Here is a 13,335-nt window from a genome sequence, read left to right on the forward strand (position 1 = left end):
TCTTTCTTTAAAAGAACACGTGTTGATTGTTTAAGATTTTAATTAATTTTATCGTTATTTTCCTCGCAACGATTGCATTGCCTTTTTCGAATGCTAGACTAGATAAAGGAATTAGAAAGAAATGAACAAATGAAATGGAGATGCTTATGACTCAATTACCCACCGGCTTGACTGCAGCAGAAGTCGCCAAGAAAACCCAAGAGGGGTTGCACAATGATTATGAAACAAAAACCAGTAAATCAACTGCTGCGATCATCAAAGACAATTTACTGACATTATTCAATTTTCTCAATCTATTGATTGGCGTTTTTTTATTTGCCGTAGGCGCCTATTCCAACATGTTCTACTTAGCGATTATTTTTGTGAATATCACCATTGGGATCAGCCAAGAATTGCACGCGCGTAATTTAGTAAAAAAACTCTCACTTGTTTCACCGCAAACGGTACGAGTGATTCGAGATGCCCAAATCCATGAGATTTCAGCCAAAGAATTGGTCTTAGAGGACGTAGTTATTCTTGGTGCTGGGGACCAAATCCCCGCTGATATGACGGTGCTTTCTGGACTAGTCGAAGTCAATGAAGCGATGCTGACTGGTGAAGCCGATCTGGTTGTCAAAGAAGCAGGTGCTTCCTTACTCTCAGGGAGTTTCATCGTCAGCGGTGAAATGACAGGAACAGTCCTTCATGTCGGTGCAGAAAACTACGCAGCGAAACTAAGCAATGAGGCAAAGGTCCACAAACCGATCCGCTCTGAGCTGCTTGCTTCGATCCGTAGTGTATCCAAATTCACCAGCTATGTAATCGTTCCTTTAGGGGTGATTTTGTTCTTCCAAGCCTTTATGATGCGAGATGCTGGGATCAAGGAATCCGTCGTCGTTTCTGCCGCTGCCTTATTAGGAATGTTACCAAAAGGACTTGTCCTGCTGATCAGTATCGCCTTGACGACAGGTGTCATTAAATTGGCAAAAAAACGGATTTTGGTCCAAGACATGTATGCCGTTGAAACCTTAGCGCATGTCGATACCCTTTGTCTGGATAAGACGGGGACGTTGACGGAAGGCCATATGGTTCTCGAATCGATCGTTCCTCTCCAAGCCGACAGCGACCCTAACATGCTCTTAGGGAATTATTTGGCAGCCAGTACGGATAACAATTTGACGATGCAAGCATTGCGTCAAGGCTGTCCTGAGCTAACGGATCATCAGCCGATCGACGTCGCTGCCTTTTCTTCACAGCGCAAATGGGGTGCTGTGGCTTTTGAACATCTAGGAAATGTCTATCTTGGCGCACCTGAAAAAGTCGCTGGCTCTGCTGCGTTACCGCAAGTCAAAGAAGCGCAAGAAGCAGGTCTGCGGGTGTTGATTTTAGCCGTAGAGACCAATCCAAAAGCGCCAACATCCTTTGACCCAACCAATGCACAAGCGGTGGCTATCTTGATTTTATCTGATATCATCCGTCAAAACGCTGAAGAAACCTTGGCTTACTTAGCCGATCAAGGCATCGATCTAAAGGTGATCTCTGGCGATAATCCAATAGCTGTCGCAGCGATCGCCCATCGTGCAGGTCTTGCGAATGCCGATCAAGCCATCGATCTTTCTACCTTAACGACCGAAGCAGAAGTCCGAGAAGCTGCGACACGCTATACGGTCTTTGGTCGTGTGACCCCTGAACAAAAGAAACTGCTTGTCCAAGAATTAAAAGCCAATCAACGGACCGTTGCTATGACGGGCGATGGCGTCAATGACGTGTTGGCGCTGCGGGAAGCCGACGTTAGTATTGCGATGGCTGCTGGCGACAGTGCGGCTCGTCAAATCGCTAACTTTGTCTTATTGGATTCTGACTTTACTACGTTGCCAGATGTTTTATTTGAAGGACGCCGCGTCGTCAATAACGTCACCAAAGCGTCGGGAATCTTCTTTATCAAGACGATTTACAGCTTCTTGCTCTCTTTGGTTTGTATCCTGACATCCAGCGCCTTTCCGTTCTTGCCGATCCAAATCACATTGATCGACTTAGCAATTGAAGGTTATCCATCTTTCTTCCTTTCCTTTGAAGAAAACAAAGCACCAATCAAGGGGCGTTACTTGCCGACAGTCTTGCTCAATGCGTTGCCAAATGCCTTGTTGGTGTTAGTCAATTACTTTGCGATCCGCTTTTTACAAACCGACTACGGTTGGTCGCAATTTGATACGACGACCTTGTTGTACTATTTGTTGATCGGGATCAGCTGTATCGCTGTGATTCGCGCTTGCTTGCCATTAAATCCATTGCGATTGTTCTTAGCGATTACCACTACCGTGGGGATCTATGTTGCAGCAATGCTTTTCCACGGATTGCTGGAAGTCGGCTTCTTGACCGCCGTGACCTTGCCTTACTTCCTTGGCATGATGGCATTGAACATCTGCCTGTACGTGGGGCTTTCTTTCCTAACGAAGCGTTTTTCAGCCAAAGTGCTCGTTAAACAATCCTAATTGATTTTGCAGCATCGCTCTTTCTTGCTTTGTCCAGAAAGACGATGCTGTTTTTTTGTCCTCTCCATAGGTGCAACCATACAAGAAGAAAGAAATTTGGTATACTGAACCTGTAGGCGGTTTCAACAAGGACGGTGTTTCTTTGGAAAAGGCAACCCCCTTGTCAAACAGCCAAATTTAATCAGAAAGTGTTGGTGAAATTGGATGAAAAAAAGTATTTTACTCGTTTCTCACAGTCAGCAACTCACCGAAGGATTAAAACAGATGATCGAAGAAATGGCTGATGGCGAGTCAGTCACGATCTATTCTTTAGGCGGGACAGCAGAAGGAGAGCTGGGTTCTGACGCCACGAAAATCGTGGATGCCGTCAACGAATCCGCAGATGCTGAACTGATCTTAGTCTTTGCCGATCTAGGCAGTGCCGTTTTGAATGCCGAACTTGCTTACGACATGCTAGAACCTCAGCAACAAGAACGCTATCACCTGATCGACGCGCCGCTGGTGGAAGGTGCCTTTGCTGCAGCGATCACCGCTGGTTTTAGTGATGATTTGGCACAAATCGTTGCAGAAGCAAAAAAAGCAGCCGAGAAAGGATGGCATGAAGCATGAAAAAAATCATTAATGATCCCTCAATGATCGTAGAAGAAATGTTGGCTGGTATCGTAGGCAGTTATCCTGAACTGGTCCATCAAGTCGCCGACTCACGGGTGATCGCTAAAAATAATCAAAAAGAACAAGTCGGTCTTGTATCTGGCGGTGGGAGCGGACATGAGCCGGCCCATGCTGGCTTTGTCGGTGATGGGATGCTTAGCGCCGCCGTTTTAGGCGATGTCTTCACCTCCCCGACCCCCGACCAGATTTTGACGGCTATCCAAGATTCTGATCAAGGACAAGGCGTCTTGTTGATCGTAAAAAACTATACTGGCGATATCCTGAACTTTGAGATGGCCAAAGATATGGCAGAAATGGAAGAGATCACAACGGAGATCGTGGTCGTTGATGATGATATCGCTGTTGAAAATAGCACCTATACTGCTGGCAAACGAGGAGTTGCCGGTACGGTCTTAGTCCACAAGATTTTAGGCGCAGCTGCTCGTAATGGTGCCAGCTTAAGTGAATTAAAAACACTGGGCGATGCCTTGGTTGCATCGATCAAAACCATTGGGGTCGCATTAAAAGCGGCAACAGTTCCTGAAGTTGGGAAACCAGGTTTTGACTTAGCCGATGATGAGATCGAGTATGGCGTGGGCATTCACGGCGAACCTGGTTACCGTCGAGAAAAACTGAAACCCTCACGTGAATTAGCACAAGAGTTGGTGGAAAAAATCTTAGCGGATTATGAAAAGACCCCAGAAAAAGTCGGTGTCTTGATCAACGGTATGGGTGGTACGCCGCAAATGGAGTTGTTCGTTTTTGCCAATGATGTCGCGAAATTACTCGCAGAAAAAGACATCCCTGTCTCCTTCCATAAAGTCGGCAATTTCATGACTTCCATCGATATGCAGGGACTTTCACTGACCTTGATCGACTTCAGCGAAACGGATCACACCGATGCGTTAAATGAAGCCGTCACAACAATAGCCTGGTAAAGGAGCGAATAGAGATGCAATTGACAACAGAAACGGTGCAAGCATGGTTAGATACCTTCACGAAAGAAATCGAAGCAAACAAGGCCTATTTAAGCGATTTAGATACACCGATCGGCGACGGTGACCATGGCAACAATATGGCACGCGGCGTAGCCGCTTATCAAGATGCTTATGCCAAACAAAAGCCAACGACGATCAGTGATACCTTTAAAGTCTTCTCGATGGCAATGATCTCAAAAGTCGGCGGCGCTTCGGGTCCCCTTTATGGTTCGGCGTTTATGAATATGACCAAAGCAACGAAGGAACTAGAAACAATCGACTCCTTTGAACAATTAGGTACGATCGTTGAAGAAGGCTTGACCGGCATCAAAATGCGGGGAAAAGCTGAGTTTGAAGACAAAACGATGGTCGATGTGTGGCAACCTGTCGCAGAAGCCTTGAAAAAAGGTGAATTGACCAAAGACACGATCGAAGCAGCGAAAGAGCATACCAAAGAACTAGTGGCTAAAAAAGGCCGTGCCTCTTATGTTGGTGAACGTGCCATCGGTCATATCGATCCCGGATCGGCTTCTAGTGCGATTTTATTTGAGTCTTTGTTAACGGTGATAGAAAAGGATTAAAAAAACGATGCTCTTACAAAATACCGTTTAAGACAAAAGACAAACCTTATGATTGCATAAGGTTTGTCTTTTTCTTGTTTATTCCTCTTGTAAAATCGTTTGGGCAACTAGCTTCACGTATTGATCCATGCCATCTGGATTTGGATGGACCCGATCTTCATAGAACCAGGACTCTTGGTCATTACTCAAATCATACCAATCGATCAAGGTCATATTGTCGTATTTTTCCGCCATGCGCTCCAACATCCGATTGACTTCATTTTGCCAACGCTGTGTCGGTACCCGTACATTGATCCAGTAGACTTTGCGATCACCGATCTCGTTCATAAAGCTGTCAAATTGGGCTTCTGTAAAGGAACCATTCGTCCCTAGCCCCACAAGGACGGTATCCCGCAAAAGATTTTTTTCTTTCAAGTCTTTGATCAATTCAGGGCTCGCATACAGCTGGCGCCCAACATCCCCATCAACTACCGCTTGGGTAAAGACTTCTTTCAAGTCAGCCGTTGCATCCAGCATCACAGAATCACCAAAAGCCGTGATTTCAAGAGATTCCGCTTTTTTCACTTGGGCTGCTGTTAAATCATACTTTTCCATGATATTTTTTTCATCTTCACTCGTGTTCGCCTCATCATCCGCTTCATTTCCTTCAGCATTCGCGTTCTTTTGCGATTGCTCTGCCGCTTTTTTATTGGCCGCAATGTTGTCTTTCAACTGCTGCTGCTGGGCATCGACATAATTCGTCGGTGCAGTCACGACGCCAAACAAAGCAACGAGGGTAATGAGTAAGCTGGGCACTAACCACGGTTTTTTCCAACTAAAAATTGGTTTACTGAACCAACCGCGGACCGTTCTGAATGTATCTTTGTACTGGAATTTACGCATTGGGTTTTCGATAAACCGATAGGACAATTCACTGATAAACAAGATCAAGAATAGTTCCACTAACGTGTGCATCAGCACGTTCTCACCGATATTTCCCACTTTTGCTTCGTAAAAAATCATCACTGGAAATTGATACAAATAGATCCCATAACTGCGCTTGCCGATATAACTGAAAATCGGATTACTCAATACACGATTCAAACTGGCTCCGGGATGAGCGGTGACTGCCACAAGAATCGTACATAGGATACTGATCAAGAACATGCCGCCATAATAGACAAAGGTCAAATGATCATCTAAGAAAAAGAACGCTGCGATCAGACCAGCCAAGGAAGCAAAACCAGAGATATTTAAGACCCGTTTGGCTTTTTGCGGTATCTCTTTCTTCAAGTGGGTACTTGGCCAAATGAATGCTAAGGCACTCCCCATCCAGATCGAAAAGAGCCGCGTATCTGTTCCATAATAGACCCGTGTCGGATCAGCGCCTGGTGTGTAAAGGACCGCTAACAGAATTGCCGATAAAATCGTGACTGCGGCAGTAAATTTAAAGGCGCGATGCCTCTGCTTGCCGATTTTCATCAACAAAATAAACACTAAAGGCCAAATCAGATAGTTCTGTCCCTCCACAGCCAGTGACCACAGATGGGTAAAGGGGGATTCATTGCCGAACCGATCAAAATAGGATAACCCATGATTGATCTGCCACCAGTTGTTGTAATACAGCAGCGAGCTAACAAAAACCCCGCGCAAATTATTCAGCAGGTTTCGCTGGAACAAAGTGATATACGCTGCTGAGATAAGCAGCATCACCACCATTCCTGGATAGAGCCGTTTCATCCGCCGAATATAAAAATCTTTGACTTTGATTTTGCCGTTTTGATCCCACTCTTGCCTCAGCAAGTCAGTGATTAAATAACCTGATACGACAAAGAATACTGGAACTCCTAAATACCCGCCTCGCATATGAGTAGGTAGTAAATGATATAAAATAACGCCGATGACTGCCAAGGTTCGAATGCCGTCAAACCCGGTAATATAGCGGCTTGTGCTTAAACGTTTATTCATTTTTCAACCACTTTTCTCTAATTGATCCAATTGTTTCATAAAAAAACAATTTCAGCATGAACGCTATTGATTCCATACTCTCATAATTTACCAGAAATCCCCCATATAAAGCTAGCAACATCTGCTATATTTCAAAAAAATTAATTTTTGGCGAAAAAAAAGTACTTCTATAAAGAAATACTTTTTTCAACTCCTTTTTTACAGTTCTTCTTCATAAAACCGACCCAAAATCTGGACATTTTCCGCAATACTAACAAAGGCTTTTGGATCGGCTTCTTTCATAGCACTGCGCAGCATCGGCAGTTCAAAGCGTGTGACTACCGTCAGCAAAACCGTTTGTTTGTCATGCTTGTAGGCCCCTTCGGCTTCATTGATGATGGTAATGCCTCGCCGCATATGTTTTTGGATCGTTTGAATGACTTCTTCTGGGTTGCGAGTGATGATCGTCACCTGCATTTTCTTTTGCTTCGTAAAGACCGCATCCGTCACTTTTCCACTGACAAAAATCGCGATCGCACTATACAACGCATATTGCCAGCCAAACAAGATTCCGGCGGCGAACAAAATAACAATGTTAAAGAAAATCGATATCGAGCCGATCGTCTTCCCTGTCCGTTTGCGGATGGCTATGCTGACAAAATCCAGCCCTCCGGAAGAAAGACCATTCTTCAAGGCATAGCCGATCCCCACTCCATTGATGGCACCACCGAAAATCGCACAGATCATCGGGTCCGTCGTGACGGTTTCTTCTGGCAAAATTTGCACGAATAAGGATGTCAATAAAACAGTGATTCCAGTAAAGATCGTAAATTTGTGGCCGATCTTAAACCAGCCAAGAAAAAATAATGGCACATTCAACAATAATAGCGCAAGGGATAAGGGGATATAAAATCCGATCCATTCTCTTGAGATCGTAGTAATGATCTGAGCGACACCGGTAATGCCGCTGGAATAAATGTTGCCCGGCTGATAGAAAAAATTGACCGCAATCGATGCCAGCAGTGCGTACACGATCGAGAATGAAAGTTTGTTGGCATATTCCGGATGAGGGAGCCATTTAAACAGAGGAGTCATTGCATTTCATAGCCTCACTTTTTTGATTTGCCTTTATTATACTTCAGCACATAAAAAAAGAAACGAGCAATGAAAGAAATGGGTGAATTCTCATGAACTTTTTTCATTCATTCACCAATTTCTATTTCATCACTCATTTCATCATGGGTTTAACGCTTATTCGTTTTCTTCAACCGTTGTTACATCAATGCTCAAGTCAAACAGTTGCATTGGCGAAACGGTACTTGGCGCTTGTGACATTGGATCAGCCGCTTTCCCATTTTTAGGGAAGGCAATGACTTCGCGAATGTTTTCTTCACCAGCCAAGAGCATGACTAATCGGTCTAACCCAAGGGCGATGCCGCCATGTGGTGGGAAACCATAATCCAAAGCATCCAATAAGAAGCCAAATTGATTTTGCATCTCGCGACGTGAGAAGCCTAGCGCTTCAAACATTTGCTCTTGCACTTCCCGTGTATGGATACGCAATGATCCGCCACCTAACTCGTAACCGTTTAGCACGATATCGTAGGCTTGCGCATAGACCTTTGAAGGGTCTGTCGTTAACAATGGCAGATCGCTTTCTTTTGGCAATGTGAATGGATGGTGAGCAGAAACATAGCGGCCTGCTTCTTCATCGTATTCAAATTGCGGCCAGTCAGTAACCCATAGGAAGTTGAATTTGCTCTCGTCGATCAAGCCTAATTCTTTTCCTAATTTATTACGGATCGCACCTAACGTTGCTGAAACGATCTCAAAGGAATCGGCACCAAACATCAGAATATCGCCAACTTCCGCATTGGCTGCTGCAATAATCGCGTCGGTTGCTTCCGTCAAGAATTTAGCGATCGGTCCTTTCAATCCATCTTCTTCAACTTTGACCCATGCCAATCCTTTGGCACCAAATTGGCCAGCGTAATGGCCTAGATTGTCCATGTCTTTTCTTGAGTATTTGTCTGCAGCCCCTTTGGCATTCAAGACTTTCACAACGCCGCCTTTTTCAAGAGCCATTTGGAAGACTTTAAAATCAACGTCTTTCACAACTTCTGATAAGTCGATAAGCTCCATGTCAAACCGTGTATCTGGTTTGTCACTGCCGTAGCGTCCCATTGCCTCATCATAGGTCATCCGTGGGAATGGCAAGGTAACTTCGATGCCTTTGACTTCTCGCATCACTTTTGCCAATAGCTCTTCCGTATAGGTTTGGATTTCTTCTGCCGTCAAGAAAGAGGTTTCGATATCGACTTGGGTAAATTCTGGTTGACGGTCGCCCCGCAAATCTTCGTCACGGAAGCAACGTACGATTTGATAGTAGCGATCGAAGCCGGCGCCCATCAATAACTGTTTAAAAATTTGTGGTGATTGTGGTAACGCATAGAAATGACCTGGATAGATCCGTGAAGGAACCAAATAATCCCGCGCGCCCTCTGGTGTTGATTTTCCTAGATAAGGTGTTTCGATATCTAAGAAGTCGTTCGTGTCTAAGAAATTGCGGATCGCTTGCGTCGTTTTCGCCCGCATCACGATGTTGTTCGTCATTTTTGGACGACGCAAGTCTAAATAACGGTATTTCATGCGAATCTCGTCGCCAACGGTTTGATCATCTTCAATCAAAAAGGCTGGTGTTTTTGCAGTGTTTAAAATCGTGATTTCGCTGATCATCACTTCATAGGCACCTGTCACCATTTTCGGATTGATGGCTTCTGGTGCACGATTGATGACTTGACCCGTTACTTCTAATACATATTCGCTGCGGCATTTGTCCGCGATTTCCCAGGCTTCTTTCGAAACCTCAGGATTGAAGACGATTTGCACGATCCCTTCCCGGTCGCGTAAGTCAATAAAAATCACGCCACCTAAGTCACGGCGCTTTTGCACCCAGCCTTTTAGCGTCACTTTCTGGTTTAAATGGGTCTCATTTACTAACCCGCAATATACTGTACGTTTTGTCATTCTTTTTCTCCTCACTCAAACATTTTGGTTGTCATTTCATCGTAGATCTCATCGAAGCGGGCATAAAGATCCGCTAACGGAAATTGTTTTTCTTCACGGCTTGCCATGGATTTGATATTGATCACTTGTTCTGCTAATTCTGTTTCGCCTAGAGTCAGAACCAACCGTGCCCCTTGTTTATCAGCAGATTTGAACTGGGCTTTGGCTTTACGATCCATGAAATCACGATCGGCAGAAAAGCCGAAATTACGGATCGCTTGCACGACTTTCAGCGCTTCTAAATTGGTTTCTTGTCCCAGACCAACCACATACGCATCTAACTCATTCAAAGCAGGAATCACAACTTCTTCGGCTTCCATAGTGATCAATAAACGTTCGATCCCCAAAGCAAAACCAAAACCAGGTGTTTCTGGTCCACCTAGCTCTTCCACTAAATGATTGTAACGACCGCCGGCACAGATGGTGGCTTGCGCCCCCATTTTTGGTGCATCACTCATGATCTCAAAAATCGTGTGGGTATAATAATCCAGACCACGCACCATATTCGAATCGACCTCATAAGGGATCTCCAACGCATCCAGCATACTCGTTACGGTTTCAAAATGTGCCTTGGCATCTGGCGTTAAGTAGTCTAAAATTGATGGCGCATCTGCCACAAATTTTTGGTCTCGCTTGTCTTTGCTGTCAAGGACCCGCAAAGGATTCTCATGCAAGCGGCGTTTTGAATCCTCACTAAGCTCCGCTTCATGGGGCGCTAGATAATCGATCAACGCTTGACGATAGTTTTGGCGTGTCTCTTTGTCACCTAATGAATTGATGACCAAGCGCAATTGACTCAGTCCTAATTGACGATAAAAATCCATTGCCATCGCCATTGTCTCAACATCGGTCGCTGGATTTGCTGAACCGAAAACTTCGACACCGATTTGGTGGAATTGACGCAAACGGCCTTTTTGCGGACGTTCATAACGGAACATTGGTCCCATGTAAAACACTTTATAAGGCTTCGTATGTTCTGGTCCGAATAGTTTGTTTTCGACATAAGAACGAGCGATCGGTGCGGTGCCTTCTGGACGCAACGTCACATGACGCTCTCCTTTATCGTAGAAATCATACATTTCTTTTGAAACGATATCCGTTGTGTCCCCGACACTGCGGGCGATCACTTCAAAGTGCTCAAAAATCGGTGTCCGAATTTCGTTGAATTGGTAATCGCGAAACACTAAACGTGCTGTTTCTTCCACAAATTGCCATTTTTCGGATTCTCCTGGCAAAATATCGTTGGTTCCTTTTGGACGTTGGTAACTCATCGTATGCATCCTCCTATTTGTTTCATGGTTGCCCATGTTCTTTGCTTTCATTGCTTGTTTGCTTATTCACCTATTGCTTGTTGCTCATTGATGTGGGTGGGTTGTTCTCGTGTTTGGCTTTTGGGTTATTGCGCTTTTAGTGGTTGGTTGCTGCTGGTCATCATCTATTCTGTCTTGCTCCAAAAGACAATCCCAGTGATTCCTAGTACGGTTATTACGCTCCCTAGGTCGCCTAGTACTGTTCATCATCTATTCTGTCTTGCTCCGCAAGACAACCCCAGTGATTCCTAGTATGGTTACTACGCTCCCTAGGGTCGCCTAGTACTGTTCATCATCTATTCTGTCTTGCTCCGCAAGCCAACCCCAGTGATTCCTAGTATGGTTACTACGCTCCCTAGGGTCGCCTAGTACTGTTCATCATCTATTCTGTCTTGCTTCGCAAGCCAATCATAGTGATTCCTAGTACGGTTACTACGCTCCCGGCGGTCGCCTAGTACTGTTCATCATCTGCTCTGTTCCGCTTTGCGGACCAGTCGCAGTGATTCACAGCAAAAAACTCGCCCTTGTTTTTTTATACAAGGGCGAGTTTTGATTACACGCGGTACCACCTAAATTCGAGAAATGTTCTTCTCCTTCGCTCGATTAACGCTCGGTCACGGAACAGCTTTTCTTCTGTTCATCTCCAGATTGTCTTTCCTTTACACGTCCTAAACTGCTTTCAGCCGGGGCAGTTTTCTCTTTTAAGGAATAGAATAAAGTACTCGATCCTTCACTGATTTTTGATATTATCTATAAACTACAAGAAAGCTATGAAAAAGTCAAGGTGTTTCACTGTCTTTTTCACTCCGCTGCTTTCAAGTAGCGTTTTCTCTAGTAGTCAACGCAAAGAAGTTCTCCTTCTGTTTGCTTTTCTTTCTTTTTGCGTTATGCTGAATAACGAAGGTTTTGTTTCTATGAAAGGAGCTGTTTCTATGTCTTTATATTCAGGCTATATCCGTCAACCACACTACTATGAGACCGATCAAATGGCGATCATCCATCACGCCAATTATATCCGCTGGTTTGAAGAGGCCCGCGTGGAATTACTGGCGTTTTTGGATTTACCGTATCATACGATCGAAGAAGCTGGCTTGATCGTTCCCGTGCTGGAAGTCAGTGCGCAATACAAAACGATGATTCGTTACGAAGATGAGGTGCGAATCGATGTTTTGGTCGACAAATATACGGGCACGCGTTTGGATTTTCGCTATGAGATCTACAAAACTAGCGATGGTCAGTTGGCTACGACGGGGACTTCAAAGCATTGTTTTTTAGCAAAAGAGACCAATCGCATCGTGCAGCTGAAGCGTAGTTTTCCTGAAATCCATCAACGATTTGCTGATTATGCTGCCCTGTCAGGGGAATAATCAATTCTGATCACTCATTTAAGTCAAAATTCTTGCTTTTTGAAACGGCTTTCGTATAATCAAAAGTAATTTCAGGGAAGGATGATGGCGATGTACGTGATTAAAGTTTTGCATGGTTACATTGGCAAAGATGGTCGTCGCACTCGTGAAAAAATTCCAGACAAGTTATGGGTCTTTGAAGATCGGAAGCAGTCCGAAGCATTTGCAGATAAAATTGGTGGTCGCGTCAAACCGTTAACTGAAGTCAAACAGCATACGTAAAGAAATAAGCCGTTATCGTCTTTTGCGCATAGACGATAGCGGCTTATCTTTTTTACTGCGTAAAAGGATTAGTCATCCAATTCTGTTTCAAGTACTTCACCTGTTTGGGCATTGATTTTCACATCTGTTTGTTTGTTGCCATCTTCTACTTTGACTTCCCAATAGGTTACATTCATTTCTTTGTCTAAGGACCAATCTGTTGCTTGACCACCGCCAGCTTCTTTCACGGCGATATCAGAAATTTCTTCCAATGAAAGCAAGTTGGTTAGGTCCAATTGATCGGCATCTTTTTTGACACCGTTTTGTTCATCGGCATCCAATTTTTCCGTTCTTTCTTCAGAAGTTTCTTTGGTTTCTGCATCGATCTTTAATTCAAACTCATTCATGTCATCCACGCCTTCTACTTGGTAGAAGTAATTGCCAAAAGAAGTATCCAAATCAATCGAAGTGATCGCTGCATCTGGGTATTTGTCTTGGAATACTTGGATCGCTTCTTCTACGGTCACGGTAGGCAAGCCCCCATTGGCGATCGCTGCACTGCTTGAAGAGCTGTCCGCTGCTTGTGATGAGGTTGTTTCACTTGATGAGGCAACTGCTGTGCTTGAGCTGCTGTTTTGCGCAGGTTCTGAATTTCCCGTGTTGTTTTGTGTACATCCTGCCAATAACCCTAATGCGGCAATTCCGAATAAAATAGTTGTTTTTTTCATGTTTCATTCCTCCAATTG

The 13,335-nt window shown here is 44.5% G+C and carries 11 protein-coding genes and 1 other annotated feature; of the genes, 6 read left to right on the top strand and 5 right to left on the bottom strand.

The features are described from left to right. Window positions 1-146 precede the first annotated feature (146 nt). From IGJ17_RS13980 to dhaL, 4 genes are all read left to right on the top strand, one after another. Window positions 147-2,471, top strand: coding sequence for an HAD-IC family P-type ATPase (locus IGJ17_RS13980; protein ID WP_429961549.1), 2,325 nt, complete (start codon window positions 147-149; stop codon window positions 2,469-2,471). A gap of 204 nt (window positions 2,472-2,675) precedes the next feature. Next, window positions 2,676-3,080 carry a dihydroxyacetone kinase phosphoryl donor subunit DhaM gene (dhaM, locus tag IGJ17_RS13985; RefSeq protein ID WP_005228160.1) on the top strand — a complete coding sequence of 135 codons (405 nt, stop codon included), beginning with the start codon at window positions 2,676-2,678 and terminating at the stop codon, window positions 3,078-3,080. Next, window positions 3,077-4,060: a dihydroxyacetone kinase subunit DhaK gene (gene dhaK, locus IGJ17_RS13990; protein ID WP_010750002.1), complete on the top strand. Its 984-nt coding sequence runs from the start codon at window positions 3,077-3,079 to the stop codon at window positions 4,058-4,060. The genes dhaM and dhaK overlap by 4 nt, the downstream gene beginning before the upstream one ends. A gap of 14 nt (window positions 4,061-4,074) precedes the next feature. After that, window positions 4,075-4,680 (top strand): dihydroxyacetone kinase subunit DhaL, encoded by a 606-nt coding sequence (dhaL, locus tag IGJ17_RS13995; RefSeq protein ID WP_008379548.1) that lies wholly within the window; start codon window positions 4,075-4,077, stop codon window positions 4,678-4,680. A 78-nt stretch (window positions 4,681-4,758) separates the two neighbouring features. On the opposite strand, the gene IGJ17_RS14000 is transcribed toward dhaL, so the two are convergent. From IGJ17_RS14000 to hisS, 4 genes are all read right to left on the bottom strand, one after another. Continuing rightward, window positions 4,759-6,627 (bottom strand): acyltransferase family protein, encoded by a 1,869-nt coding sequence (locus IGJ17_RS14000; protein WP_005233891.1) that lies wholly within the window; start codon window positions 6,625-6,627, stop codon window positions 4,759-4,761. 198 nt (window positions 6,628-6,825) lie between these two features. Next, complete coding sequence (locus tag IGJ17_RS14005) at window positions 6,826-7,701, bottom strand: YitT family protein (RefSeq protein WP_005233887.1); 876 nt, start codon at window positions 7,699-7,701, stop codon at window positions 6,826-6,828. A 156-nt stretch (window positions 7,702-7,857) separates the two neighbouring features. Further along, complete coding sequence (aspS, locus tag IGJ17_RS14010; protein WP_429961550.1) at window positions 7,858-9,633, bottom strand: aspartate--tRNA ligase; 1,776 nt, start codon at window positions 9,631-9,633, stop codon at window positions 7,858-7,860. An 11-nt stretch (window positions 9,634-9,644) separates the two neighbouring features. Continuing rightward, window positions 9,645-10,943, bottom strand: coding sequence for a histidine--tRNA ligase (hisS, locus tag IGJ17_RS14015; RefSeq protein ID WP_034872142.1), 1,299 nt, complete (start codon window positions 10,941-10,943; stop codon window positions 9,645-9,647). A 574-nt stretch (window positions 10,944-11,517) separates the two neighbouring features. Further along, window positions 11,518-11,725, bottom strand: a binding site (T-box leader). A gap of 189 nt (window positions 11,726-11,914) precedes the next feature. Between hisS and IGJ17_RS14020 the strand changes: the two genes are divergently transcribed. Continuing rightward, window positions 11,915-12,349, top strand: coding sequence for an acyl-CoA thioesterase (locus IGJ17_RS14020; RefSeq protein ID WP_008379539.1), 435 nt, complete (start codon window positions 11,915-11,917; stop codon window positions 12,347-12,349). 90 nt (window positions 12,350-12,439) lie between these two features. Then, window positions 12,440-12,610 carry a hypothetical protein gene (locus tag IGJ17_RS14025; RefSeq protein WP_008379536.1) on the top strand — a complete coding sequence of 57 codons (171 nt, stop codon included), beginning with the start codon at window positions 12,440-12,442 and terminating at the stop codon, window positions 12,608-12,610. A gap of 68 nt (window positions 12,611-12,678) precedes the next feature. Here the strand turns inward: IGJ17_RS14025 and IGJ17_RS14030 are convergent, their stop codons facing one another. Continuing rightward, on the bottom strand, window positions 12,679-13,317 hold the full coding sequence (locus IGJ17_RS14030) for a PepSY domain-containing protein (RefSeq protein WP_429961551.1): 639 nt from the start codon (window positions 13,315-13,317) through the stop codon (window positions 12,679-12,681). Window positions 13,318-13,335 lie beyond the last annotated feature (18 nt).

The sequence above is a fragment of the Enterococcus sp. DIV1096b genome, assembly GCF_050498765.1.
Taxonomy (GTDB): Bacteria; Bacillota; Bacilli; order Lactobacillales; family Enterococcaceae; genus Enterococcus_D; species Enterococcus_D entomosocium.

What these genes read in the sequence shown, in the direction of transcription:
- dhaK (WP_010750002.1), top strand. Translation starts at nt 3,077, where the DNA reads ATGAAAAAAATCATTAATGATCCCTCAATGATCGTAGAAGAAATGTTG.
- IGJ17_RS14005 (WP_005233887.1), bottom strand. Translation starts at nt 7,701, where the DNA reads ATGACTCCTCTGTTTAAATGGCTCCCTCATCCGGAATATGCCAACAAA.
- hisS (WP_034872142.1), bottom strand. Translation starts at nt 10,943, where the DNA reads ATGAGTTACCAACGTCCAAAAGGAACCAACGATATTTTGCCAGGAGAA.
- IGJ17_RS13980 (WP_429961549.1), top strand. Translation starts at nt 147, where the DNA reads ATGACTCAATTACCCACCGGCTTGACTGCAGCAGAAGTCGCCAAGAAA.
- IGJ17_RS14025 (WP_008379536.1), top strand. Translation starts at nt 12,440, where the DNA reads ATGTACGTGATTAAAGTTTTGCATGGTTACATTGGCAAAGATGGTCGT.
- IGJ17_RS14020 (WP_008379539.1), top strand. Translation starts at nt 11,915, where the DNA reads ATGTCTTTATATTCAGGCTATATCCGTCAACCACACTACTATGAGACC.
- IGJ17_RS14000 (WP_005233891.1), bottom strand. Translation starts at nt 6,627, where the DNA reads ATGAATAAACGTTTAAGCACAAGCCGCTATATTACCGGGTTTGACGGC.
- aspS (WP_429961550.1), bottom strand. Translation starts at nt 9,633, where the DNA reads ATGACAAAACGTACAGTATATTGCGGGTTAGTAAATGAGACCCATTTA.
- dhaM (WP_005228160.1), top strand. Translation starts at nt 2,676, where the DNA reads ATGAAAAAAAGTATTTTACTCGTTTCTCACAGTCAGCAACTCACCGAA.
- dhaL (WP_008379548.1), top strand. Translation starts at nt 4,075, where the DNA reads ATGCAATTGACAACAGAAACGGTGCAAGCATGGTTAGATACCTTCACG.
- IGJ17_RS14030 (WP_429961551.1), bottom strand. Translation starts at nt 13,317, where the DNA reads ATGAAAAAAACAACTATTTTATTCGGAATTGCCGCATTAGGGTTATTG.